The sequence below is a fragment of the Cupriavidus numazuensis genome (genome assembly GCF_905397435.1).
Lineage (GTDB): Bacteria > Pseudomonadota > Gammaproteobacteria > Burkholderiales > Burkholderiaceae > Cupriavidus > Cupriavidus numazuensis.
Map to the genome: position 1 here is coordinate 1 of NZ_CAJPVI010000030.1, position 25,008 is coordinate 25,008.

Genomic DNA, 25,008 nt, shown 5'->3' on the forward strand with positions numbered 1-25,008 from the left:
GGAAAAGTGTGCCCCGGTCACGCCGAAAACGAGTCCTCAGGCGGCTCGATACGCCCCCGTGGAGACTCGCCAACCGCTGAGAACGCTCGATCAGCGCGACGCCGTCTCAAACGCCACGTCGCACCGATCCATCGGATTCACTCTGGCTCAAGTCCGACAGCCTCCTAGGCCTGCTTTTCAGCGTGAGACCTCAATTCAGGTTTGTGCAAACTTTCCACATTCTGCGGGATACCTTTGAGTCCCGCTTGTCGGTCTGCATCCTCCGTCCCGCGCCCTATGCATTTCGTACGAGTACGCCGCGGAGGAGCAGGAGCGAAGAATGAACACTGAATCATCTGAGCGCGCCGGAACTGCGGAGTCCTGCAATGTCCTTTTCAGAGAGACCGAGCGACCGGAGGATGACTTCCGCGTGCTCTCCTGGCCGTGTGATGGAGCCTGCAACAGCCGGTGTCAGACTTAGCCTTGGAGCCGGAGCAGGCACGACGGACTCTCCCGATTTCATGAAGGTACCGCGCGCAGCATAGTGAGGGTGGAGCGGCGCCTCATCGAAATCGAGCACTGGGGCGAAGCAAACATCTGTTCCTTCAAGCAGCTGAGTCCATTCGGCTCTCGTTAGTGAGGCAAAGAGCGCGGAAAGTTTCTCGTTTAAAGAGGGCCAAGCAGTGAGGTCCAATTGCGAATCGAATTCTGGGTCCTTGATTCCGCATAACTCCAACAACTGGCGGTAGAACTGTGGCTCGATTGCACCGATCGAGATGAACTTATCGTCTGCACATCGGTAACAGCGGTAGAAATGTGCTCCACCATCAAGGAGATTTGATTCCCGCGTGTTTGACCAACGCCCCATCTGCCGCATGCCGTAATACAGCGTACTAAGCAGTGCTGTTCCATCGCAAATTGCTGCGTCAATTACCTGACCGCGGCCAGATTGCCTCGCATGAAATAGAGCGCACATCATGCCGAACGCTAGCATCATGGCGCCTCCACCGAGGTCTCCGACGAGATGCAGAGGCGGACTCGGCGGTTGGCTCGCCTGGCCCATCGCGTGTAGGGCCCCAGACAAGGCAATGTAATTGAGGTCGTGGCCTGCCGCTTTGGCAAGCGGACCCGTCTGCCCCCAACCAGTCATTCTACCGAAAACGAGGCGCGGATTTCTCGCAAGGCAGACTTCGGGACCTAATCCGAGCCGCTCCATCACCCCCGGTCGAAAGCCTTCAATTAGCCCGTCCGCATCGTCCAGGATTCTCAGCACAATGTCGGTCGCTTCTGGCGACTTAAGATCTAGCGCGATGGACTTTCGTCCACGTTCAATGCACTCCTCGTTGCCACCCGTAGCGGAGGGCGTATCTAGAGGTGGCTTTTCGATGCGAACAACTTCAGCGCCCATGTCAGCGAACATCATGGCGCAAAAAGGCGCCGGACCAAGTCCAGCGAACTCGACAATCTTCAGTCCTGTCAGCGGGCCGCTCATTATTATGCGCCTGAGTAAAGGGGGGAGCACGGCGTTCGGACCCAGGAAAAAAATCGAGTCCATCACGGTGAAACGCACGCGTGGGTTGAAGCGCGGACATGCCAGCTACTCGGCTATACGGCAGGCCCGCTATCGTCGGGCTGCCGGGGGTGTGTCTGTAGCCGTCCTTGATGCTGCGAATTACGTTCCAGTCCAGACCGGCAATCGTTTTTCGGTGAATGCCAACGCGCCTTCTCTTGCATCCTTGGAGTCGAAAATAGGCGACAGAATGTGCTTTTGATTCTCGAACATCTCCTGCCGCTTCCAATCACGGGATTCGATCATCACTCGCTTGCTCGCAGCTACCGAGAGGGGACCGTTCTGTGTGATAGTTGCCGCAAGTGTCAGCGCAACTTCGAGCGCGGCACCGCGACCTGTTACGCGGTTCAGAAGCCCCAGTTCATACGCGCGAGCTGCCGTTAGCATATCGCCGGTAAGTGCATATTCCATGGCCACGTGGTGGGGAATACGGTTGGCGAGCCTAAGGAGGCCACCGGCCGATGCCGCGAGTCCGCGCTTGACTTCAGGAAGACCGAACTTTGCATCGTCAGCCGCCACGAGAAGGTCGCATGCCAAGGCAAGTTCGAACCCCCCAGCGAGTGCATAGCCTTCGATTGCGGCAATCATGACTTTCTTGGGGGGCGTTTCAGTGATACCGCCGAAGCCGCGACCTGGGATGTTGGGTCGCGGGGCACCTTGAGAAAATCCCTTCAAATCCATCCCGGTGCAGAAGGTTCCTGCCGCGCCAGTGATGACACACACACGAAGGTCATCGTCTCTTTCAAACTCATCAATGGTCTCCGACAGCGCAAGTGCAAGTTCGTAGTTCATTGCATTGCGTGCGTGAGGCCGGTTCAGCGTGAGCACGAGAACGTTGCCCCGCTGCTCTTTCAATAGTTCTGACGTCATAGTGATGGATGTAAGTAAGGTCAGCGTCCAACGGGTTAGCGAGGGGTCATCCGAATGGCGCCGTCGAGACGAATCGTTTCACCGTTAAGCATGGGATTCTCGAGAATATGAAGTGCCGTCAGTGCGAATTCGTCGGGTGTCCCGAGTCGCGCGGGATGTGGCACGGAGGCGCCCAGGGAGGCCTTCACGTTTTCCGGCAGCCGCGCAAGCAGAGGGGTGTCGAAGATACCCGGTGCAATGGTGCAGACACGAATCATTCTCTGGGCGAGGTCTCGAGCAGCGACCAAGGTCATCCCAACAACCCCGGCTTTGGCAGATGCATAAGGAATCTGACCGATCTGCCCTTCAAAGGCCGCCACTGAAGCCGTAAGAACGCATGCTCCGCGTTCGCCGTCAATTGGCTCATTCTTGGCCATCCGTGCAGCCGCCAGCCGCAACGAATTGAACGTTCCGATAAGGTTGATCCGCACGATCGACTCGAACTTCTCCAGCGATCCAGGCGTACCATCTTTCTCCACTAGGCGAACCGGTCCTCCCAAACCTGCGCAATGTACGAGGGCTCGGAATTCGCCGCAGGCTACGGCCTCATCAAACACCTTGCTCATATCATCCGGGTCGCAAACATCGGCCTTTACGAACTTGGCTCGAGGCCCGAGCGCATCTAAAGCCGCAGCACCGCGTTCCTCTGAAAGGTCGCAGATTACGACGTGCACACCGCGGTCTATGAGTTGACGTGCGGTTGCGAGTCCAAGCCCGGAGCCGCCGCCGGTCACCACTGCGCTCATGTTTGCAAGTTTCATTCTGATGTCCTCGAAGGGAAGTTAGGTCGTCGATCGGTCCACACTTTTCGTTGGACCGTTAAGTGTGGTTCAAAGTCTCTCAATGATGGTTGCGTTGGCCATACCACCGGCTTCACAGATGGCCTGCATGCCATACCGTCCACCGCCGTCCTCCAATGAGTGGAGCATTGTGGTCATGATTCGTGCGCCAGACGCTCCCAGCGGATGTCCTAGCGCGATTGCGCCGCCGCGTGGGTTGAGCAGGGACGGATCAGCATCCAGGTCGTGTTGCCAGGCTAGCGGCACGGGCGCGAACGCTTCATTGACCTCGTAGTGCGATAGATCTGAAATGCGCAAGCCGGCCTTTTCAAGGGCGCGCTTGGATGCTGGGATTGGTGCCGTAAGCATCAAAAGAGGGTCATCGCCTCTAACGTCAAATGCAGCGAAACGGGCTCGAGGCCGAAGCTGTAGACGCTCCGCGGCGCGCTCACTGACGATCAGCAAGGCCGCTGCACCGTCGGTCATTTGTGAGGAGTTGCCTGCAGTGATGCGCCAATCCAGTTCGGGAAATCGCTCGGCTAGTTCGTCGGTGCGGAAAACTCTTTTCAGCTGCCCCAGAGCTGGGGCTGTGGTCTCAGGACGAATCGTTTCGTCCGAGTCGATGACGCCATGTGGCGTGGTGATCGGTACGATCTCGCGACGAAACGCTCCAGATGCCTGGGCGGAGTGAGCTCGAGCGTGTGACTGAGCGGAATATTCGTCGAGCGTGCTTTGGGTTAGCCCCCACTTCGAGGCGACCAGCTCTGCTGCAACCCCCTGCGACACGAGACCGGGAGAGTATCGTTGCGTTACTAACGGTCCGTATGGATCTTGTCCCATGCGGGCACTTCCCATCGGGATCCGGCTCATCGACTCAACACCGCAAGCGATCACGATGTCATAGGCTCCTGCCATAATGCCCTGTGCAGCGAAATGCACAGCCTGTTGGCTCGAACCGCATTTCCGGTCAATCGTGGTCGCGGGAACATGTTCCGGGAATCCCGCCGCCAGCCAAGCAATTCGACCAGGCGTTGCTGACTGCTCGCCAACTTGACTGACGCAACCCGTAATGACGTCGTCCACCATGCCTGGATCCAAGCGGTTACGTTGGACGAGTGCTGTAAGCAGTTGAGCCAAGAGTTCAGCGGGGTGCATTTCGCAATATGCACCGCCTGGTTTGGCTTTACCCATAGGACTGCGGATGGCATCGACGATGAACGCCTGTTGCATTAGAGTCTCCGGCTGGAATTTATGCAGGAATGATACGGATGTCTCGAAATGGCGACATCACATCTCATTAAACGATAGCGTGTTTTTTATCGGAAGTAAATGAAAGAACAGACTATTGATATCGATTAATGGTCTATTGGATTAAAACGAGATGGTCGTATCTAGTAATGGTCAAATTGAATTGAGTGATCGATGTTAGCTTCACAAAATCTACCGGAAGACCATTCAAATGACGGATGATGTCCACGGTGCTTGACGAGGAGAAGTAAAGGCTATCTAATGTAATTTCTGAGACGGATGTATCAAAATAAAGGAAATGACTCATATGCAGGCAAAGGGCGAGCAGGACACCGATGGGAGACTGGTCAGTGCTCTTGCACGCGGCATCGCGATAGTTCGATGCTTCACGCCGACGCGCCAGGAGCTGAGCGTGCGTGAACTAATAGAACTGACCGGATTGCCGAAGCCAACACTGTTTCGGCTCCTCGAGACATTGTGCGACTTGGGCCTTCTTCATTATTCCGAGCGCTTGTCAAAGTATGTCGGCGGCGTCGGATTATTGAACTTTGCTGCCCCGGTGCTTGCTCGTATGACTGTGAGGCAACTGGCAAGACCGATGATGGAGGAGCTGGCCAATCACATCTGCGGTCAGATGCAGCTTGTCGTCGGCTATCGGGACACTTTGAGTTACGCAGACATCGTTCAAGGCTCCGGCAGTAAGGTATTTCGTCCTGAGGTCGGTATGTCAGTTTCCATATCGAGAACGGCTTCAGGCCGCGCTTACCTATGTTCCTTTGCGGAGAACGACCTGGCCGACTATCTAGAGAAGTTCCGTGAGCGACATCCTGGAAGAGAAGAATGGTTGCTGGAAAGGTTGGAAGACGCACGTCAAGATATCGCTGAACATGGTTTCTGCCGAGGACACCGCGACCTTCACCGGGAGATCGAAGTGATTGCCGTTCCCATGCGATGGCGTCGAGACGAAGAGTCTTGGATTTTCTCAGCATCGGTTCCAGTCTTTAGCCCTCAGAGTAAGGCACTAGTTGAGGACGTCGGCCCCCGATTGGTTTCATTGGTGCGCAACGTGGAGGCGTCGATCGGTGGGGTAAGTTGAGACGGGGGGCTGCGCTGGGCCCAGGCTTCACTTGTCAAGCGCTGTCCCAGATTCCTTGATCATGAGCAACCAGCGTTCACGCTCGCGGTCCTGGAATGCTGAAAATTCTGAGGGTGAACTACCCACAGGCGATACGCCCAATGCCGACATACGCGACTTGACGTCGCTGTCAGAAAGAGCGTGATGCAGTGCGCGATTGAGAAGGTCAATTCGTTCTTTCGCCGTTGCTGCGGGAACGGAAAGCCCAATCCAAATTGGTAGGGCATAGGTCGGAAATCCAGACTCTGCAACGGTAGGAACTTGCGGTAACAGCGCAGACCGCTTATTGCCGACGCTTGCGATAGCGCGAAGCTTGCCTTCTCGAATCAATGGGGTCGTAAAAGGCACCGTCATGATTCCAATATCGACGCGACCGGCGAGAACATCGGGCAATGCCGCAGACTCTCCTTTGTATGGCGCATGTACCAAGCTCACACCCGCCATCTTGCTTAGGTACGCCATTCCCAAATGAAGCGGCCCTTTGTTCCCCGTTGACATGTACGAGACAGAATCCTTTTCCGCCTTAGCCTTTGCGATGACATCAGAGAGTGATTTGAATGGGCTGTCCGCCTTTACGACCAGCACATAGTCGACCGTACATACTTCTCCCACAGCCGCAAAATCCCTTTGTGGATGGTAAGGAGTCTCCGGAATCGTGAGCGAATTCAGAATATTCGTCCCTACACCTCCGAAAAGCACGGTATAGCCGTCTGGGTTCGACTTCGCGACAAATGCGGCACCAATAGCCCCGGCAGCGCCGACGCGATTTTCCACTACAACTGGCCGTTTCAGCATTTCTTGCATTGGCCGTGCCAATAGCCTTGCCAGTACGTCCGTGGAGCCACCTGCTGAGAAGGGTACTACTATTACAATCGGCCTGTCGGGGTACGCCGCAAAAGCCGGAGAGCTGATTCCAGCGGTCATACTAACGAGCGTGGTGGTCAAAGCTGTCTGGAGTAATTTCCGGCGGTGACGGTTGAGCAGAGCGGAAAATTGCAGGATGCGAATCGGCGAAAACATTGTCTCTCCTTGAGTCCTTATTTTTACTGTGGCTCAGATTTTCTAAGTACGCTTCAACGGCAAATCCCGCTATCCACGGGGCGCACCTAGTGCGACTTCCACGTTGTGGACGAGCGTCGAAAGCCGCATGCCCAAGTCGCTAAGCAACGTTGGCTCGCTGCTCAATCTGTACGCGGGAATCGTGCAACCAAAAATAAAACGGCGGTCATTGATAATCGCACGTACAGGTACTGCGACTCCCACAGTGTTGTGATGAAGCTCTCCCTGATTGCGGCAATACCCTAGCTCCGCCAGATCGGTCCGCGTCTGATGCATCTTGTCGTCGAACCAGGAGCGACGTTCTGGGTGTTCAACACGCAAGCGGCTAAGGATTGCGTTGTACTGATCCTCAGGGAGGAGGCTCAAGAATGCTCGTCCCGTAGCCGCTCTGGTAAGAGACACGGTAGTGCCGATTTCCGGCCTAAAAACCGAGTTTTCACGTCCTTGCACGGTCTCTACATATATGAGATCCATGTCGTGAGTGCTTGCAGCGAGGGAAATCTGACCGTCCACAGCGTCGGCAAGCTCCTGCATCAGAGGCCGCGCGATCGATCTAATCGTCATCCCGGACAATAATGGTGCAGAGAGTTGCAGTACGCCTGGTGCCAGAGTGTATCGGTTGCGGCGCTCCGAGTAGTGCAATAGGCCAAGATCACGCAACGTTGCCATTAGGCGGAACGCTGTGGGCTTTGGAAGCATGGATCGCTGTACTATATCCTTGGCGCTTAAGTCATGTTCCTCGGCTGTGAAGCACTGAAGAATTCTTATTCCCCGAGCAAGAGCGTTGCTTGGGACTTCTTCCTTTGAGGCGGAAATGGCCGCCTTCGAGGACGAATGGGGCTGTAGAGGGATGGCGGCCATAATTTGTGATTACAGGTGGACCATGCTGACGGTAAGGCCGCCATCGATGTACAACGTTTGCCCTGTCATGAAGCCGCCGCGCGGGTCGAGCAAAAACGCCACTGCATGAGCAATCTCTTCGGGCTCCCCTACTCGTTGCAGAGGTACTGCCGCGACCAAAGCCTTTGTACGCGGGTCGTCGGGGCGACTTGCAGTCCGGAAGAGCTCAGTAGCAATCGGGCCGGGAGCAATCACATTGACAGTAATGTTGTGCTCCGCGAGTTCCAGAGCGGCAGTCCGGCTCATACCGACGACACCCGCTTTTGAGGCACTGTACGCCGTGCGATTTACTTTTCCGAGCGCCGCGCGAGATGAGAGATTTACAATGCGTCCGCGTTGCGTGGCGCGCATGCCTGGCACGACGGCCTGAGTGCAAATTAAAGTGGCGTGGAGATTTAGCTTTGCTGCCTCGATCATATCTTCGATGGTGCAATCGTCCAGAGAGGTCGTAGGGGCCATCGCGGCGTTGTTGATCAGACCGTAGAACGGCCTCTCAGCCGCAAGCTCCGACACGAGTTTGCGGGTACTCTCAGGGTCCGAAAGATCGACGCAGTGAAATTCCTCATGGGATTGCAAATCGTCAGGACGGTTACGTGCCAGCCCAACAACGCTATAGCCGTCAGCGGCCAGCCTACGCATTACCGCACGTCCGATGCCCCTACTCGCGCCTGTTACCAGCACACGTTCCCCGGCGATCGTTACATTCGTCATTATCTCTCCTCTTTTGTGTAAGCGTGGTTCGGTTCAGTTCAAGCTCATGACAGCATGCGCTTTCCGATGATGAGCTTCTGAATCTCGGAGGCACCCTCGTAGATCCGCATTGGCCTGACGTCACGATAGAGGCGTTCAATAACAGAGCCCACAGTGACCCCTGTACCACCGAAGAGCTGGACCGCGGAGTCCACAACCCTTTGGGCGGCTTCCGTGGCACCGAGCTTGGCTAGCGCTACCTCCCGCGTCACCGGCTTGTCTGTCGTGTCCTTTAGCCAAGCTGCGCGATAGACCAACATGGCGGCAGCCTCCAAGTCGAGCGTCATATCAGCAATCTTCATGCGCACGGTGTCCATGTCGGACATCTGAACGCCAAATATCTTTCTAGAACGCACGCGATCCAGAGTTTCGTTTAATGCCCGACGGGCAATGCCCACGGCGGCTGCCCCGACAGAGGTTCGAAAGATATCAAGCGTCCCCATTGCCAGCTTGAAGCCGGCACCCGGCTCGCCTAGCAATCGTTCGGCAGATACTCTGCATCCATTGAAGCGCAGCGTCGCAAGCGGATGCGGGGAGATGATGTCGATACGAGATTCGATGGAGAGCCCTGGTGTGTCGGCGTCGACGAGCAAGGCTGAAAGGCCTTTACTTCCCGGCACGTCTTCGGTTCGCGCGATAACAATGTACTGGTCCGCAATCCCCCCATTCGATATCCAGGTCTTCACGCCATCAATGACGTAGTGCTCCCCCTCTCGCCGAGCAATCGTGCTCAAAGAGGCGACGTCAGAGCTGCCATCGGGCTCTGACATCGCGAAGGCCGCAATACGGGTTCCTCGTCGGACCCCATCCAGATAGGTCGCCTGCATTGCGCTGCTGCCATGGCGCCAGATGGCGGCGGAGCCAATGCCTTGCATGGCAAAGACAAAATCTACCAAGGCGCTGTCGTAGGCCAGTGCTTCACGAATGGCACTCACCGAACGGACGTCTACGATCTCGCCTTGACCTGTGTCCGGAACGGCGTAAGCCAGAAGCCCGGAGGCACCCAGAGCGCGAGCGATGGCGCGACATTGTTCATCGAGCGTTAGGGACGCGATGTCTGCTTCCAGAGCTGGGAAGTTCTGGCGCCACACTGTCATCCTGGATTCAATCTCCTCATGCCGAGCATCAAAGAAGGGGAGATTCCACAGTTTCCATTGCAGGGCATTCTTCATGATGAGCTCTTTTCCTCCGACATTAGCCTCAGCGCCAGGTCCTTCAATACATTCTTTCGGACTTTTCCTCCGTTTGCGCTTTCCGTGATAGGGAAGGAGTCGACCTCAAATATCCGGATAGGCGTCTTGTATGTTGCTAGCCTGCCGCGGCACAGAGCGATCATCGAAGCCTCATCGTGCGCATACCCTGACTTACCTATGACAAATGCGACAGGACGGACACTTCCCGCGGTATCAACGGCAACGACTTGACAGGCGGCTATATGACCCAGCCCTAGTACAGTCTCCTCAATTTCTAGGGGGTTTACGAGATAGCCGCCGATTCGGAGGATGTCTCCAATGCGTGAGAGAAGGGTTACTCCGCCATCCGGCATCAGGTAGCCCAGGTCACCTGTGCGAAGAAACCCGTCCCGGTGAAAGGCTTTGGAAGTTGCCTCAGGATCATTGAGGTACCCAACAGTGAGATTCGGCGAGTAAATCTCGATTTCGCCTGCCTCCCCCGCGGCTACAAGCTCGCCGCTCTCGAGCGATCGGATGCGAACTTTGCCAAGAGGAGAGGTGGGCCGTCCCCCCGACATTGCGCGTCGATCCAACGGCTCGGCTGCAGGCTGGGACGCAAACAGCGCCATCGATTCGCTCAGCCCATAGCAGCCACGTAGAAAGATCCCTCTCTCCGCCGCTTTTGCCGGGAGGCTCGCCGAAAGGGCGGGAGTAAAGTTTGCGTGTCCATACAGCTTGAGGTCAGGGAATCTTGTGTCGTTCCCTGCGGCATCCAAGAGCTTGTCCAACATGTCGTCGGTACCAAACATATGGGTTACCCGATGCTGCTGCAGCAATTGTGCCGCCTCTCGTGGGTCGAACTGTTCTTGGACGATAAGAGTCGCATGGGCCGACAGCGCAGCCTGGGCGATAGTGAAACCGAATGCGCCACCAAAGGGCACAGAAAGCAGGAGGCGCGAGTCGGGCCCGATTTCGAACGCTGCGTCGACATCCCGGGCATGACGACTAACACTTTGTTGCAGGTGGCAAATGAGTTTAGGCTTACTGGTCGTTCCCGAGGACGCGAAAACAACAAAGGGATCCTGTGCTTGCCCCACCTCTGTCGTCTCGGGATTCACTGATGCTCGGCTCATCAATGTGGCCAGGGTGCGCGATTGCGCGCCAGGAGCTAGTTCTTGACTTTCACTCCCGAGCGATATCGCGACTTTCATCGACTGCAATGCGAGCGGGTCGAGCTTCAGAAGGCAGTCCTCGTGATTGATGCCGCGATACGTTGGCACATAGAACAGCGCCTCCGCATGGCTGCGGGACAGAAAGTCCTCAAGCTCTCGTGGCCCGTAACGCATGTTGAGAGGAAGGATACGAACTCCGATCTTGGCACACGCATAAGCGATCGAGAGCCACTCGGGTACATTCGGAATCCACAGAGCCGCGGTATCGCCCCGTCGGATTCCCGCGTTACGCAGCCCTTCAGCAATCGCTAGCGCCTGGGTTCTCAGTTCTCCATAAGTGACACTGGTCGCTCCAACAATGACGCAGGTGGAGTCGACGGGTGCAGTGTCCAAGGTGTGGAATAAGGTATCTTCAATCATCTCGGATTATTACTCGCTAAGTACTGAATGGCCTTCTATCTTCGGATCAAATTAAGGGCTGAATTGCTGGAGCCTCAGAATCAAGTCTCCGACAACGGGCTGCCGCATTTTCTGCGGCGAGATAACTCCGAATCGCTGTTTTGACGTCCAGAGACATGTCGGGATCCAGACCATCGTCCATGCGAACCATCTGCGTGGCGAACCAAGCCTGGATGCTGAGGCGATTTTTCATGGTCGCTCAGGACTTCTTGAGCAGCGGGCAGCTTCCTTCGCCCATCGGCCTGAACGCAGCGTCGCCGGGCACCGTGCTGACCAGCGAATAGTAGTCCCACGGATACTTCGATTCTGCCGGTGACTTGACCTTGAAGACGTACATGTCATGAACCATGCGACCATCCTCACGAATTCGCCCATTTTTAGCAAAGAAGTCATTGATAGGCAGCGCTCGCATCTGCCTCATTACCACTGTGGTCTCATCGGTACGTGCGGCTTCAATAGACTTGAGATAGTGCGTGACAGATGAGTAGACGCCGGCTTGGCTCATGTTAGGCATCTGCTTCATCCGCTCGAAGTAGCGGCGAGACCATGCACGCGTCTCCGCCGTGAGGTCCCAATAGAATCCCTCAGAAAGAATCATCCCCTGGCTTGCAGCCAAGCCGAGCGCGTTGACGTCGTTGATATACAAAAGCGTAGCCGCCAGTGTCTGACTGTTCTTGCCGGTGCCAACTCCGAAGCTCCGTGCAGCCTTGATGGCATTGATCGTGTCGCCGCCGGCATTCGCAAGACCAATCACACTGGCTTTGCTCGTCTGCGCTTGAAGAATGAAGGATGAGAAATCCGGCGCATTCAACGGGTGCCTCACCGACCCTAAGACCTTCCCGCCTCCGCGTTGAACGGCACTAGCGGCATTCTTCTCCAGGTCATAACCACCTGAGTAGTCAACCGTGAGGAAGTACCAATCCTTCTTTCCGGATGCGACAAGGGTGCGCGCGACTGTGTTGGCTAGTGCATAGGAATCGTAGGCATAGTGAACCGAGACGGTAGAACACAAATCGGTTGTAAAGCGCTCAGTTGCCGGGCCGTTGAGAACTAAGATTCGCTGTTTTTCCTTCGCAATCTGGAGTACCGCAAGTGATGAAGAGGAACCGGTGACGTCGTGGATTGCGTCGACTTTTTCATTGTCGAACCATTGCCTCGCCTTGGCCGAAGCGTTGTCGGCCTTGTTTTGGTGATCATAGACAAGGAGTTCGACTTTTTTTCCGAGCACTTGCCCGCCGAAGTCTTCGATAGCCATCTGGGCTGCCGTCGCCGAGCCGCGGCCTGAGATGTCGGCGTACACACCGCTCATGTCAAGCAGCAATCCGATGCGGACAACGTCATCCGAAATTGCAACTGGGGCGGAGGCACTGACTGTGCCTTGGGCAAACGCCGAGAAGCCGAGGACAGTCAGGGCTGTGCCAAGTAGGTTGCGTAGTGGGCGACCGATATTTGGCAAGACGCTTTGTTGTGCTCCATTGAACACTTTGTAATTGGGCCGATCCTTCTTCATGGCTGTCTCCTTGGTGGCCGCAATGAGTCGGACCTACCGTCTCATTTTCAGTGAGTAAAAGAACCGTTTATGAACTACACGCCATCCTTTTCGAATCTACCGTTTTATCCTAATACAGGTCTCACTCATGTGATAGGATCAAATCGCCAGATAATGGTTTGTACTGGTCGAAAAATGAGACAGACGACTCATAAAAAGCTTCCAGCCACAAGTGCAATATGGGTAACTTCAATGCAAAAAGTTTGAATAGGAGACAAGCATGCAGGAGCGAGTTGTAGACATCGAAACTTCAGACGGCGTCATGAACACCTACATCTATCATCCAGACCGACCGGGGCCGTTCCCCGTGGTCGTCATGTACATGGACTCGATCGGTGTGCGGGAAGAGTTGGCGGACATGTGCCGTAGGATTGCCACTGTCGGCTACTACGTCGTAATGCCGAATCTGTACTATCGACGTTATCGGTCAGTGGATATCGATCCCACCCGCATCACGGATCCAGCGTATGACGAGAAATTTCGGATGCTATGGTCATTGATTGACGGGCTGACGAACTCGATGGTGACCCGGGACACGGAGTCGCTATTTGCTTTCCTCGACCGTGATCCGATTTCCCGACCAGGTGCACTTGCGATCATCGGATACTGCATGAGCGGGCCCTTCGTCTTTCGCTTGGCTGGCGCCTATCCCAACCGCGTCGCGGCTGCTGCTTCTATGTACGGGGTGCACCTTATTACCGACAAGCCAGATTCGCCTCATCTACTCGCGGGAGATATCAAAGGGGAGATGTACTTCGCTTGTGCCGAGCACGATAAGTACATCAGTGCCACCGAAATCAATGCGGTGAAGGCGTTGCTAGCTGAAAACAAGGTACGAGGAGGCGTTGAAGTTTACTCGGAAGCAGAGCATGGATTTGCTTTTCCGGCTAGACGCGCCTATCGAAAGGCTTCCTGTGAGCGCCATTGGGAGCAGCTGTTCGATCTGTTCCAAAGGAATCTATAGAGGAGCAATCCGTGTTGATGATTCAGGGGCGGCAGACGGAGGTTCGTTACTGAAGCGCACAAGGTACCGAAGCGTATCTCATGACGTACCCAACGTCGCCGCACTGAATGGCGAGACTTGAAGCTCAGAGCGCTGCGCCGCCGCTTATCAGCTGCTGACCAGGCTGTCTAACGGCTGGAATGCTTGCTGTATGGCGGCGCGTTCGCTCATTCGCCTGAACCAGGCTTGAATGTTGAGTCGTTCTGGTGGATTGGACCAAGGCGTCACGCTGCCGACGGTCGCCATGAAGCCGTAGAGCAGGATGTCGGCCAACATCACATTGTTGCCGCAGATAAAGTCTCGCCCCGCGAGATCTCTATCGAGTTGGTCTAGTCCCTGCTCAGCGAGCTTGCGCATCGAGGCTTGAGCCTCGGGCATCAGCACCCGGTGACCACGATAGAAGGCGGCTGCATCGTCAGTGCCTCGCCACCAGGTGGTTATCGGCTCTGCAATCTCGAGGTCGACGCGCCGGGTCCACATCCGTGTTAGGGCTCGCTCTTCGGCTGTCTTCCCGAGTAGTGACCGGCCCCCCTTGGCTACCTCGTCAAGGTACTCACAGATGGCAGTGATTTCTGTTAGGACGCGGCCGTCATCGAGGCGCAATGCAGGTACCTCGCCGCGCGCGTTGATCTCATCCTTGTAAGTCTTGCCCCTGTTTTCGAGATTGGCAAGGTCGATAGTTTCTACATCCAAATTAAGGCCACCGCGCTCAAGGACGAAAAGCCTAACGGTTACGGGATTGGGGCCGGGGGCGTTTGCGTCATAAAGAATCATGGTTGTTCTCTGCTGGTTGTTGGCATCTGGGGATGCCGGATTGCACGGATGTATTTAAGGGGGCAGGGGATCAGACGAATTGCCAATCCGGATTGAGCATTTCCTTCAGCTGAGCGTGCCTACTAAGTGTTTTGAGTAAACCAATTTCACGAATGAAAGTCAGATGCCAGTCACATGAAGAACGAGCTGGCATCGCCGATGAAGTGCACCATCGAACTGAACGACGTGGAGAAACGAACCTTGGAAGAGCTTGCGCTGCGGCATCCGTATGAAGACTTCAGGGTCAGAGGACAAGGCTTGTTGCTGCTCGGTGCAGGTCAACGAGTGCACGAGATCGCGACGCAGTTGGATGTGAGCAAGAAGACTGTGTACAACTGGACGAACGCCTGGCGCGAGAAAGGGCTGTGCGGCTTGCTCAATGGTCATAAGGGAGGCCGCCCCCATTCGCTCTGCGAAGACATGGTTGCCACGGCTGTGGCCGCGGCGCGAGCGCAGTCCATGACGCTCAAACAGATTGCGCAGTGCATCGAGGCCGCCAATGGCATGCCGTTGCCCTGCCGCCTTGAAACGTTGGCCGGGGAACTGAAACGGGCAGGCTTTTCGTACAAGCGCGGCCGATACTCGCTCAAAAAAAACGCGACGAACAGGAGTTTGCCGTGAAGGCTGCCACGCTCGAGAAATTGCAGCAAGCTGCTCGGGATGGTGCATGTCGTCTCGTCTATCTTGATGAGGCCGGATTTTCGGCCTCGCCGCCGGTGCAGCGTGGCTGGTCGCCAATTGGCCAACCTCACTGCACGGTTCCCCAACCGCATTGCAGGCGTTCAGTCTTGGGGGCATTGGATTACGGAGCCAACCGGCTTGTCCACCAGACCAGCAAAGGCAGCATCAAGCGTCCCTTCGTTATTGAGTTCCTGGAAGAGATTGCTCAAAGTGCCACGCCCGGTCAGCTCACGGTCGTCGTGCTCGACAACGCGAAGATCCATCACGCCATCGAGCAGGATATCCTGGACCGCTGGCTCTTCGAGCATCGTATGGTTCTCTTTCATCTGCCGCCTTACAGCCCCGAACTCAACCTGATTGAAATCGTCTGGAAACATGCCAAGTACCACTGGCGACGCTTCGTCACATGGACCAAAGAAACCATCGATACCGAGATCGAAAATCTCCTCTCCGGCTACGGCTCAAAGTTTGAAATCCGTTTCTCGTGAATACTTATTTCCAGCTGCCTCCAAGGGCGAGAAATAGGTTAATCTGGTCCAGCGAGATCTGCGCGTCGGTGTCGGCTACCGCTGCCTCGGCTGAGGCTAGAGTGCGATCGGCATCCAGGCTGGTCAAATAGGGCACGCGACCGCCGCGGTAAAGGGCACGATTTTGCGTAGCGGCGATGCGTGCTTCTTCGAGTGCGGCCCGCAACGCGGCCTGATGCTCGAGTCTCTGCGCATAATTGTTTAGTGCGGTTTGGGTGTCGCGCAGCGCATTCAATACGGTCTGATCAAACTGCGCTAGAGCAGCATCGGCGCCTGCTTCAGTGGCACGCAAACGGGCCTGGGCACCGCGGGTGGGGAAAGTCCACGAGATCAGCGGGCCGAACGACCACTCTCGCGTTGGCGCCTTGCCGAAGTCGTCAAGCAGGCCGGCGGCTCCAACCGAGGCGCCCAACTTCACATCGGGATATAGTTCGGCGGTAGCCACGCCAATACGGGCGGTGGCGCCAGCGAGTCTGCGCTCGGCTGCGCGGACGTCGGGTCGTCGTTGCAAGAGGGCCATGCCATCGCCCAGCGGGATCGGTCGCCCAAGCACTGGCGCTTCCTCGCAATGATCGACGCCACTGGGAAGATCGCCCGGCGTATGTCCGAGCAGTGTCGACAGCGCATACTGCGCGTTCTTTTTGCGGGCGCGCAGCAGTGGCAGACGGGCCCTCAGCAGGTCTGCCTGGGCCTTAGCGCGGCTCAGGTCTGTAGGGGCGCCACGGCCCGTGCTGTGTAGGCGTTGCGTTAGATTCGCGACGCGCAGTTGCAGATCCAGCGAGCGCTGAGCAATACTCAGCTCATGGGTTGCGTGGCAGTTGTCCATATAGGTGCGAGCGACTTCGGCAACTACCTGCATACGCGCCAGATCCAGCGCGGCCTCGCTTGCCTGGGTGTCGGCGAGAGCTGCTTCGGCGGAACGTCTAAACTTGCCAAACAGATCGACTTCGTAAGAGGCGCTAAGCGCTGCGTCGGCGAGATTGACTACCGGTAGCTTCTTGGATAATAGAAAAGTCTCGGCCGAGAGCTGCGCACGTTGCACGGCGGCTACGGCGTGATAGCCGAAGCCACCGGCATGTTTGGCTTGGTCATATATGGCATTGGCTCGGCTCAAATTAGCATTGGCTGTGCGCAGGCCGGCGTTCGTGGCCAGCGCCTGGCCAATCAATTGGCTGAGCAATGGGTCGTCATAGAGCTTCCACCAGTCGTCTGGCACTGTATGACCTGCATCGACTCCTTTGGCCCCATCTGTGTCGACGAACGCTGCCTGGGCTTTTGGCAGGTTGATCAAGGCCTTGTCGGGTACGTGGTAGTCTGGACCGACGGTCATGCAGGCGGACAGCGAGCACATTGCCGCACCCAATGAGATTTTGCACAGCCGCTTCAAGGTTTGCTCCGAATCGGCTCGACATGGGTGTCACTCGCCACGGCTGCCGCCGTGGCGAGGATAATGACGCTAGCGGTGCGACCTGCAGTCAGTCGCATTTCCGGTGGAGGCTGATCGATCGCGATACGCACCGGGATGCGCTGAGCCAGCCGTATCCAGTTGAACGTCGGATTGATACTCGGTAGCAGGTTAGGACCGGAGGAACGGTCTCGGTCTTCAATAGCGGCTGCAATGCTGCGCACATGACCGTGTAGAACCTGCTCTTCGCCCATCACGTGGATGCGTACCGGCCGCCCCACTTGCACACTACGTAGCTTGGTCTCCTCGAAATAGCTGTCAACATAGAACGAACCTGAGTCGACCACTGAGAGCACCGGCCTACCCGCCGTGACGTAATCGCCCACGCGCACAGATCGGTCGTTGAGGAAGCCGTCGACTGGACTGTACACGGTAGTGCGTTCCAGGTTGAGCCGGGCAATGCCGACCGCCGACTCGGCGATGGTCAAGGCGGCCTGCGCCTGTTCCACCTTTGACTGGCCTTCCTCCACCACTTCCTGCGCTACCAGCTCCCGCAACTGGTGGTTACGCGCAGCCGCGCGGCGCAGCTGCACTAGGCTGGTACGACGTTCGAGCAACGTCGCCTCCGCCTGCTTCAGGGCTAACATATAGCGGGCCTGGTCGATCACGAACAGCGGCTGGCCGCGTCGCACCAGTTGGTTGTCGTCGACTTTTACCTCAGTGATTGGACCCGTCACATCCGGCGCTACCTGCACCACATCCGCACGGATGCGCGCATCGCGGGTCCATGGGTCGTCGTAATAGTAGCTCCACAGATGCTTGAGCACGACAAGGGAGACCGCTACGGCAAGCAGGGTGAACACGATCGGTCCTTGCGACCTCAAGACATTCTTCACGATTGCATCCAATGCATAAGAGAAATGAGCATGCCGAGCACGGCAATGTACATGGCTAGGTTGAACAGCGCTGGGTGCCAAATCCAGCGATAAAGGCCGGTCCTGGTCAGCCAGGAGCGCAGTGCGCCTTTCAGGGCATAAGCCAGAAGCATGAGGCCGAGTAGGGTGGGAATGAAGACGCCGTAGAGATTAAATTCGCCGTACATCTGCTCAGACCACGCTGGATTGGAGGACGTCAGAAACAGGGACAGTTTTCGCGGCGTCCTCGTCCGCCTGCGGTCCGGGAAACAATGCCAAGTACAGGTTGCTTAGAGCGAGAGCGCAGTCGCGACCAGTCTTCTCACCACGAGATAGAAGCGTAGGTATCACCGCGTCCATCCGCTGCCGTAACGAGACAGGGGGCACTAAGGGCAGTCCTTCCTCGCGGCATTGGCGAAAGTAATCGCCAACGCCCTGAACGATATTGACGAGTTGAGTGGCAGCAGGAGCTTCTGTCCGCAACTGGATTTGCTGTAGTTCGATCAGGGACAAACAGATTCGTATATCTCGCACGGGATCGACCGGTGCGAATTGCTGATTCACTATCAGCCCCAGTCGAGGTAGCAACTGACTGGCGCGATCTAGCGTCAAGGCGGCGATGTCAGACACGGCCTTGGTACTTGATGTGTAAGCCAGCGCTTCCAGGTCGCGCCAATTCGCCCGAGTAAGGCGTCGCGCCGCGAATTCAACCCCGAATGGCTTAGTGACCGAAGTCCAGACCAGCGCAAAGACCACACCAAGCAAATTTCCCAGACTCGCGTTGGCGAAACTCTCGAAGTCGGCTGTATAGGAACTTCGCAGAGTCAGGTTAGTAATTGCTTGGGCGCAGAACAATACGACTGTCATTGTGTGCTGGAGTCGGCCGGTAAAGGCAGCGGCAAAGAGAAGCGGGGGAGCCAGTACCAAGGCCAGACCGACAAATGTATGAATGTCCGGGAGGATGGCAAACAGGTAGACCAGCGAAAAGATGCTGGATGCAATCGCCAGAAAAAGTACGCTGTTCAACAACGGTATAGGCTCATCTGAAGCTGCAAAGAAGCAGCAGACAATTGCGACGGATACGACACCGCCGGCGCCCGGCTCCCAGCCGAGATTCAGCCAGCACAGAATTGCTATCGCAGTTGCTACGGCTGCCGAGATGGCGGAGAACGCCATTAAGCCATAGTCACTATGACGTGCTTCGCTGAGCAGGTTGTGAGTCTTGTAGCGCAAAGTAACGTGACGAACCGGGTCGTTCCCGGCGTATGCGTTCTGCAGCTCCCAGCAGTCTCTCCAAAGATCAACCAGCTCATCAAGTCTGTAGAGCGCGTTGTATATCGACAGTTCAACGACCGAGCGCGGATGGGGTAGTGCGGATCTGAACTGCTCAATTTTTGCGTGCAAATCTTTGTGAGCATGCGCGCTCTCACGGTCGATTTCGTGCATCCATTGCGTTACGCTTGAGACCAGCGAGGCTATGTCTTCAGATGCATCGCTGCCTTTTTGCACGAGATTAAACAGAGGATCGAACAAGGCGGTTAGCTGAGGAATCAACATGGCCATTCGTAGGCGCATTTGACGGGCGTGTTCGGCTTGTACGTTGGTGCCAGGGTCGAAAGATAGGTGGGTGATTAGGACATCAATAGCTGCTACGTCTGCCATCAATCGATGACGCATAGGGGGCAACGTCGTGTGCGCTGGACGAACATCGAGGAATTCTCGCGCCCAGTTTGCCGCATCCTTCAACATGGTTCGCATATGTGAGCCGAGAATGGGAGAGATGCGGGTTGGAAACAGGGATGTATTGACGACTGTGGCGCAAACGATGCCTAGTAGGATTTCCTCTGAGCGAGCCAATGCGATGTCAAAGACTATCTCCGGATGCATGAAAGCGGGGATGCCGATGATCGGAGTCGTATATGCCGCCAACATAAATACATAGCTTCGCGGTGTTCGATCTAACAAAGCCAGGTATAGCAGGCTACCTGTCCAGCAGGCGATAACCACCGTCAGCAACATAGGGACATCCGGGCACGTTTGAATCAACGCCACCGCTGCTACAGCGCCAAGGAGTGTCCCGCAAATTCTATAAGCCGATCTGGAACTGGTGGCGCCAGAAAGAGGGTTGGACACCAGATAGACGGATGCAACTGCCCAATAGGGATTGGGGAGCGAGAGCTCGAGCGCGACATAGAGCGCGAGCATCGCGGCGAAGAATGTTTTGGCTGAGTATAACCACTCGCGCCAATTCGGAGGATTCATGGCCTAGTCCAATGCGTCATTGAAAAAGCACCCCGTTCGTGGTTAGATCAGATGCATGGGAAAAATGAATCTGACTGAGCTCGAGCGTGAACAACTGGTGGCGGCAACTCGTAGCCGAACCATTCGGGCAGCCGACGCGCGCCGAGCCAAGCTGATCCTGATGCTTGAAGACGGCGAGTCGCGCGACGCGATCATTGAGCGGCTGGGGTGCGACTCGCGTTTCATCTCGCGTTGGTCGAATCGGTTTCTGGCCGAGCGGCTGGCGGGCTTGTACGCGCGCCACCCTGGACGAGCACCGCTGCATCCGCCTGAAAAGCTCGAAGCGCGAGTTCTGAACTACACGCTCAAGCGCAAACCTACGGACGGCGCGACGCATTGGAGCAGCTACAAGCTTGCCGAGGAACTGGGGGACGTGTCGGTCTCGACGGTGCAGCGCATCTGGCGCAAACATGGCGTGCGCCCGCACAGGTTGGAGCGGCACATGATCTCCAACGATCCCAACTTCGAGACCAAGGCCGCAGACGTGATCGGGCTGTATCTGAACCCGCCCGCACATGCGGCGGTGTTCTGCGTGGACGAGAAGACGGCGATCCAAGCCCTGGATCGCAAGGACCGGATGTTGCCACTGTCGCCAGGACGTGCCGAGAGTCACGGCTTTGAATACAAGCGCAACGGCACGCTCAGCCTGTTTGCTGCACTCAACACGGCAACCGGCGAGGTGATCGGCAAGACCGCGCCACGCCATACCAGCGAACAGTTCGTGGCCTTCCTCACTGACGTTGTGGCCAGTCAGCGACCTGAGCAAGAAATCCACGTCATCTGCGACAACGTGAGCAGTCACAAGACAGAGCGCGTGCGCGACTTCCTTAGCGAACATCCCAACGTCCACATGCACCACACACCGACCTACACGTCCTGGCTCAATCAGGTCGAGAACTGGTTTGCGCGCATCCAGCGCGATGTGATCGCACGAGGCGTCTTCACCTCCGTGAAGGACCTGGATCGAAAGCTGATGCGCTATATCCGTCAACACAACAAGAATCCCAAGCGAATCAAGTGGAAGTACGACGATCCATCGCGGCGAATTCGCCCGGTGCCAATTCAATGACGCAATGGACTAGCTTACTGTAGTCGTTCAATGGCCCACGAATATGCGAGTTCAATCCTCCGTCAATCACTAACTTGGATCTACCGATATACGCGAATTCGTTGCTTGCAAGAAATACGATGAGATGCGAAATCTATCCTCTGACAACCTGCCAATGACTTTGAAGCAGTCCCTCGCGCGCTACCTGCGGTCGACACCGCCTTGGTTTACAGATGGGAAGATGTATGCGTTGTACTTATTGCTTCCCTCCGCCTCGGCTGGGTTGCGCAAATACAGCATGCATTGCGAGGAGCCGGCGGGATAAGACTCAAGCTATTTTGGGCAGCTACGATAGGCAATGTCGCACCTGCCCGCTTGCGAGAATCTCTTGCTCAGACTTTCACACTACCCTGCGCTGCGCTGGAGACGGTCTCCCATTCGGACCACGTGGCCAGGCGCTCGGCATAGCGTTGACGAGCGATAGGCAACGGCATGCTGCCAAGGAAGAGCCGAAGTGGCGGCTTATCCGCATCAACCAACTTGAGAATGGCATCCCCCGTAGCCTTCGGGTCCCCAAGGGACGCCCCGGCAAACGCAGCCGCAAGTTGCGAGCGGATGCCGTCATATTCCGGCAGGTGCGTCGTATGAATCGAAGAAGAGCCTGCCCAGTCGGTTGCGTAGGAGCCAGGCTCGATCAGCGTAACCTTGATGCCTTGCCCGGCGACTTCCTGTGTCAGGCTTTCGTTCAGGGCTTCGAGCGCCCACTTGGACGCATGGTAAAGCCCGAGGGTGGGGAAGGCGACGATGCCGCCAATACTTGACACCGACAGGATGTGACCGCCCCCTTGTTGGCGCAGCCGAGGCAGCACGGCTTGGATTACCCACAGCGCCCCGAAGACATTCGTTTCAATTTGGGCGCGTGCCTCAGCTTCACTAGTCTCTTCGATGGCACCAAACAGGCCGTAGCCGGCATTGTTGACAACAACGTCCAACCGCCCGAAGTGAGCGTGAGCGCGCTCTACGGCCGCGAACACGCCGGCTCGATCAGTGACATCGAGTTCCAGTGGCAGCACTGCGCTGCCATAGGCCTTGGCAAGACCCGTAAGGCTATCAGCGCTGCGTGCTGTTGCTGCGACCTTGTCGCCACGACTAAGCGCGGCTTCAGCCCACACGCGGCCGAACCCGCGCGAGGCGCCTGTAATGAACCAGACCTTTGGGGCCATGAAATGCTCTCCGGAAACGTCGAAATATGCTGAGTCACAGTGTATGACGGAGTACAGAATACTGTCATACGAACGCACGACGTATAAGGGTTTTCACTTAGGCGCTGGCTGGAGCCCTCAGTCGTAGGCCAAATGCAGGGCACGCTGGCCCGCCTCGCTGCGTCGCGGCGCCGTTGTTGATACGGCGGGCCAAGCAAACAAGAAATGGGGCGCTTTTCCCCCTCCCGACCCGCCGGGCCGACTCAAGCGCCGGGCTTACGCGGTCCGTCCACATGGCTTGCCAGGCGCTTGTCCTCGCTCGAAAGCTGGAAATTTCTGAACCCTGGGGGAATGGTCCTGCTTTTCTCAGTGAAAACCCTTATACGCGGTCAGCTCATCAGACAGTATTCTGCACACCGTCATACAAACTTTTGCGCATGGAGAGATAAGTGGTCTTAGACGCACATGAAATGCGAATCAAGCCAACGGTGCTCGTGCGCGAGAAGGTGGTTGAAGTCCTCCGGCAGGCCATCCGGAATGGGGTGCTGCAGCCGGGTCGCCGGCTTACTGAACGCGAGCTGACAGAGCTGACTGGCGTCAGCCGCACTTCGGTACGGGAAGCCTTGCGTCATCTACAGGCGGAACGGCTAGTCGAGGCTTCATCGAGCCGTGGACTGCGCGTGGTGGTGCCAACAGAGGATGAGGTGCGGCATATCTACGAGGTCCGAGCGGAACTTGAGCCTCTCGTAGTGGCGCTATTCGCTCAGCGGGCGTCACAGAAGGAGATCGACGCACTGCTGGATATTAGAAGGCAGCCAACTGACTCTTGGGATGGCCTCCAGCGATTCGATGAGCTATTGCTGACTGGATCCTCGAATCCGGTCCTGAGAGAAATTCTTAACGGCTTGTACACCCGAATTCACGCTTTACGGCAGATCTCGATCTCAATACCGGGCCGGTGCGCGGTCTCTAAGCAGGAGTTCGACGAGGTCGTGGCAGCTATTGAACGACGCTGCCCGGAGGATGCCGCGAAAGCCGCGCGGCGTCATGTAAAGGCTGCCCAGGCGGCCGCGTTCATCGCGCTAAAAATGCTGCACGACTCGGTCTGATTTCGAGAAGCGCAGTCGCATCAAATAGGGACCTCTTATCGCTACTGAGGCTCTTTATAGCTACGAGCAAAGCACCCAAGGAGAGTGTATGGATACGACCACGATTGACTTGCCAATTCCCGATTTGTCGAACCCGGAAACGTTTGTGCCGGGTGTGCCGCACGAAGCGTTTGACCGAGTCAGGGCAATGCCGGGCCTCTATTGGCAGCCTGCCACGCAGGGTACGCTGACTGGTGGTTTTTGGGCTGTCACCCGTCATGCGGACATCATTGAGATCGAGCGGGACCCGGAGGCATTCACTTCCACGAAAGGATTCTTCTTTCCGGGCGCCGTTGAAAACATCTCGGAAGTTCCAGAGCTTAGATCGAACATCATGCTCAACGATCCGCCGACGCAAACTCGACTGCGCAAGGCCGCAGCCCGCTCATTCGCTCCGCGAGTGGTGGCGCAATTCGATGAGTGGGTTCGCGAGATCGTCGTCGAGGTGATCGAGGATATCGTTGCCAAGGGCGAATTCGACTGGGTGGCCGATGTTGCTGCGATTATCCCGTCGCGCGTCGTGGCGAGAGTCATTGGGGTGCCGTTCGAAGAGCGCCAGAAGATCGTGGACTGGACCAACCGGATCTTCCATGCGTCGACGGTACCCGACAATTTCAAGTCGGTGCTGGAGGCCAGTGAGCCTGTTCACGCCTACATGGAGGAACTCCGACCCAGGAAGCTCCGCGATCCCAAGGAGGACATGGGAACCATTCTTGCCCAGTGCGTTGAGCGAGGTGAGATTTCGGAGGATGAGTGCTGCATTTATCTGTCCCTCCTTTGCGTTGCTGGCTTCGAGACCACGCATACGGCGATCGCGCAATCCATGCGCATGATCGTGGAAAGCCCGGAGATCGCCGAAACCGTGAACCAGACTGTGGCTGCGGGTGGCGTAAATGCGCTTATCGAAGAGTTCCTGCGCTACATCACTCCGGCGATGAACATGGCGCGCACGGCGACGCGGGACCTCGAGTTACGGGGGCAGCAAATTCGCAAGGGCGACATGATGTTGCTCTACTTCACCGCGGCTAACCGCGATCCGGCGATTTTCTCCGAGCCGCATCAATTCAATCCGGCACGAGTCAAGAACGAACACATCACGTTTGGCAGTGGCGCACATCACTGCATCGGTAATGCGCTTGCTCGCCTGGAAATGCGCATCCTCTTCGAGGAACTTCATAAGCGCAATATTTCGTTCAAGTCGAATGGGAATCCCAAGCGCGGCTGGAGCACCTTTATCAATCAGCTTTTCGAACTCCCCCTGGCGGTAGTGCGATAAAAAATCAGG

General features: G+C 56.6%; 24 protein-coding genes. 7 read left to right on the plus strand and 17 right to left on the minus strand.

The annotated features are described in order from the left end of the window. Window positions 1-331: 331 nt before the first annotated feature. The 4 genes from KHO41_RS22550 to KHO41_RS22565 all read right to left on the minus strand — a co-directional run bounded on the left by KHO41_RS22550 (window position 332) and on the right by KHO41_RS22565 (window position 4,467). Entirely contained in the window at window positions 332-1,471 is a 1,140-nt protein-coding gene (locus KHO41_RS22550; protein WP_209761560.1) for a CaiB/BaiF CoA transferase family protein, read from the minus strand. Between the two features lie 180 nt (window positions 1,472-1,651). Continuing rightward, on the minus strand, window positions 1,652-2,419 hold the full coding sequence (locus KHO41_RS22555; RefSeq protein ID WP_211955517.1) for a crotonase/enoyl-CoA hydratase family protein: 768 nt from the start codon (window positions 2,417-2,419) through the stop codon (window positions 1,652-1,654). A gap of 35 nt (window positions 2,420-2,454) precedes the next feature. Continuing rightward, complete coding sequence (locus KHO41_RS22560) at window positions 2,455-3,219, minus strand: SDR family NAD(P)-dependent oxidoreductase (protein WP_211955518.1); 765 nt, start codon at window positions 3,217-3,219, stop codon at window positions 2,455-2,457. Between the two features lie 69 nt (window positions 3,220-3,288). After that, a complete protein-coding gene (locus tag KHO41_RS22565; RefSeq protein ID WP_211955519.1) occupies window positions 3,289-4,467 on the minus strand; it encodes a thiolase family protein in 1,179 nt (392 codons plus the stop codon). Window positions 4,468-4,792: 325 nt separating this feature from the next. On the opposite strand from KHO41_RS22565, the gene KHO41_RS22570 reads away from it, so the two are divergent. Beyond that, window positions 4,793-5,581, plus strand: a complete 789-nt coding sequence (locus KHO41_RS22570) for an IclR family transcriptional regulator (RefSeq protein WP_244873967.1) — start codon at window positions 4,793-4,795, stop codon at window positions 5,579-5,581. Between the two features lie 27 nt (window positions 5,582-5,608). Here KHO41_RS22570 and KHO41_RS22575 read toward each other — a convergent pair whose 3' ends face one another. The 7 genes from KHO41_RS22575 to KHO41_RS22605 form a co-directional block, all read right to left on the minus strand. Then, the gene (locus tag KHO41_RS22575) at window positions 5,609-6,640 is read right to left on the minus strand and encodes a Bug family tripartite tricarboxylate transporter substrate binding protein (protein WP_211955521.1); all 1,032 of its coding nucleotides are present in this window, start codon (window positions 6,638-6,640) and stop codon (window positions 5,609-5,611) included. Window positions 6,641-6,709: 69 nt separating this feature from the next. Continuing rightward, a complete protein-coding gene (locus KHO41_RS41920; RefSeq protein ID WP_211955522.1) occupies window positions 6,710-7,540 on the minus strand; it encodes an IclR family transcriptional regulator in 831 nt (276 codons plus the stop codon). Window positions 7,541-7,549: 9 nt separating this feature from the next. Further along, window positions 7,550-8,290, minus strand: a complete 741-nt coding sequence (locus KHO41_RS22585; protein ID WP_244873968.1) for an SDR family NAD(P)-dependent oxidoreductase — start codon at window positions 8,288-8,290, stop codon at window positions 7,550-7,552. A gap of 44 nt (window positions 8,291-8,334) precedes the next feature. Continuing rightward, window positions 8,335-9,501, minus strand: a complete 1,167-nt coding sequence (locus KHO41_RS22590; RefSeq protein WP_211955523.1) for an acyl-CoA dehydrogenase family protein — start codon at window positions 9,499-9,501, stop codon at window positions 8,335-8,337. Further along, window positions 9,498-11,093 carry an AMP-binding protein gene (locus tag KHO41_RS22595; protein ID WP_211955524.1) on the minus strand — a complete coding sequence of 532 codons (1,596 nt, stop codon included), beginning with the start codon at window positions 11,091-11,093 and terminating at the stop codon, window positions 9,498-9,500. The genes KHO41_RS22590 and KHO41_RS22595 overlap by 4 nt, the downstream gene beginning before the upstream one ends. A gap of 46 nt (window positions 11,094-11,139) precedes the next feature. Continuing rightward, window positions 11,140-11,325, minus strand: coding sequence for a hypothetical protein (locus KHO41_RS22600; protein WP_211955525.1), 186 nt, complete (start codon window positions 11,323-11,325; stop codon window positions 11,140-11,142). 6 nt (window positions 11,326-11,331) lie between these two features. Beyond that, a complete protein-coding gene (locus KHO41_RS22605) occupies window positions 11,332-12,642 on the minus strand; it encodes an ABC transporter substrate-binding protein (RefSeq protein ID WP_211955526.1) in 1,311 nt (436 codons plus the stop codon). 259 nt (window positions 12,643-12,901) lie between these two features. Between KHO41_RS22605 and KHO41_RS22610 the strand changes: the two genes are divergently transcribed. Continuing rightward, window positions 12,902-13,645, plus strand: coding sequence for a dienelactone hydrolase family protein (locus KHO41_RS22610; protein ID WP_211955527.1), 744 nt, complete (start codon window positions 12,902-12,904; stop codon window positions 13,643-13,645). 147 nt (window positions 13,646-13,792) lie between these two features. Here the strand turns inward: KHO41_RS22610 and KHO41_RS22615 are convergent, their stop codons facing one another. Next, window positions 13,793-14,458, minus strand: coding sequence for a glutathione S-transferase family protein (locus KHO41_RS22615; RefSeq protein WP_211955528.1), 666 nt, complete (start codon window positions 14,456-14,458; stop codon window positions 13,793-13,795). A 174-nt stretch (window positions 14,459-14,632) separates the two neighbouring features. On the opposite strand from KHO41_RS22615, the gene KHO41_RS22620 reads away from it, so the two are divergent. Both KHO41_RS22620 and KHO41_RS22625 read left to right on the plus strand, forming a co-directional pair. Next, a complete protein-coding gene (locus tag KHO41_RS22620) occupies window positions 14,633-15,118 on the plus strand; it encodes a helix-turn-helix domain-containing protein (RefSeq protein ID WP_244873969.1) in 486 nt (161 codons plus the stop codon). Then, window positions 15,115-15,666, plus strand: coding sequence for an IS630 family transposase (locus tag KHO41_RS22625; RefSeq protein ID WP_211955529.1), 552 nt, complete (start codon window positions 15,115-15,117; stop codon window positions 15,664-15,666). The genes KHO41_RS22620 and KHO41_RS22625 overlap by 4 nt, the downstream gene beginning before the upstream one ends. 4 nt (window positions 15,667-15,670) lie before the next feature. Here the strand turns inward: KHO41_RS22625 and KHO41_RS22630 are convergent, their stop codons facing one another. Genes KHO41_RS22630 through KHO41_RS22645 form a run of 4 tightly spaced genes read right to left on the minus strand, consistent with a single transcriptional unit; the run spans window position 15,671 to window position 20,286 of the window. Beyond that, window positions 15,671-17,092: an efflux transporter outer membrane subunit gene (locus KHO41_RS22630; protein ID WP_244873970.1), complete on the minus strand. Its 1,422-nt coding sequence runs from the start codon at window positions 17,090-17,092 to the stop codon at window positions 15,671-15,673. Beyond that, window positions 17,089-17,973: an efflux RND transporter periplasmic adaptor subunit gene (locus KHO41_RS22635; protein ID WP_376989721.1), complete on the minus strand. Its 885-nt coding sequence runs from the start codon at window positions 17,971-17,973 to the stop codon at window positions 17,089-17,091. Before KHO41_RS22635 ends, KHO41_RS22630 begins: the two co-directional genes overlap by 4 nt. Before the next feature lie 29 nt (window positions 17,974-18,002). Then, window positions 18,003-18,212, minus strand: coding sequence for a DUF1656 domain-containing protein (locus KHO41_RS22640; RefSeq protein ID WP_209761546.1), 210 nt, complete (start codon window positions 18,210-18,212; stop codon window positions 18,003-18,005). Window positions 18,213-18,216: 4 nt separating this feature from the next. Continuing rightward, window positions 18,217-20,286 carry an FUSC family protein gene (locus KHO41_RS22645; protein WP_211955531.1) on the minus strand — a complete coding sequence of 690 codons (2,070 nt, stop codon included), beginning with the start codon at window positions 20,284-20,286 and terminating at the stop codon, window positions 18,217-18,219. Window positions 20,287-20,341: 55 nt separating this feature from the next. Between KHO41_RS22645 and KHO41_RS22650 the strand changes: the two genes are divergently transcribed. Next, window positions 20,342-21,394: an IS630 family transposase gene (locus tag KHO41_RS22650; RefSeq protein ID WP_244873971.1), complete on the plus strand. Its 1,053-nt coding sequence runs from the start codon at window positions 20,342-20,344 to the stop codon at window positions 21,392-21,394. A 371-nt stretch (window positions 21,395-21,765) separates the two neighbouring features. Here KHO41_RS22650 and KHO41_RS22655 read toward each other — a convergent pair whose 3' ends face one another. Continuing rightward, on the minus strand, window positions 21,766-22,596 hold the full coding sequence (locus KHO41_RS22655; RefSeq protein ID WP_211955532.1) for an SDR family oxidoreductase: 831 nt from the start codon (window positions 22,594-22,596) through the stop codon (window positions 21,766-21,768). Window positions 22,597-23,045: 449 nt separating this feature from the next. Between KHO41_RS22655 and KHO41_RS22660 the strand changes: the two genes are divergently transcribed. Together KHO41_RS22660 and KHO41_RS22665 are read left to right on the plus strand one after the other, a co-directional pair. Then, window positions 23,046-23,684, plus strand: a complete 639-nt coding sequence (locus tag KHO41_RS22660; protein WP_211955533.1) for a GntR family transcriptional regulator — start codon at window positions 23,046-23,048, stop codon at window positions 23,682-23,684. Window positions 23,685-23,772: 88 nt separating this feature from the next. Continuing rightward, complete coding sequence (locus tag KHO41_RS22665; RefSeq protein ID WP_211955534.1) at window positions 23,773-24,999, plus strand: cytochrome P450; 1,227 nt, start codon at window positions 23,773-23,775, stop codon at window positions 24,997-24,999. Window positions 25,000-25,008: the final 9 nt, after the last annotated feature.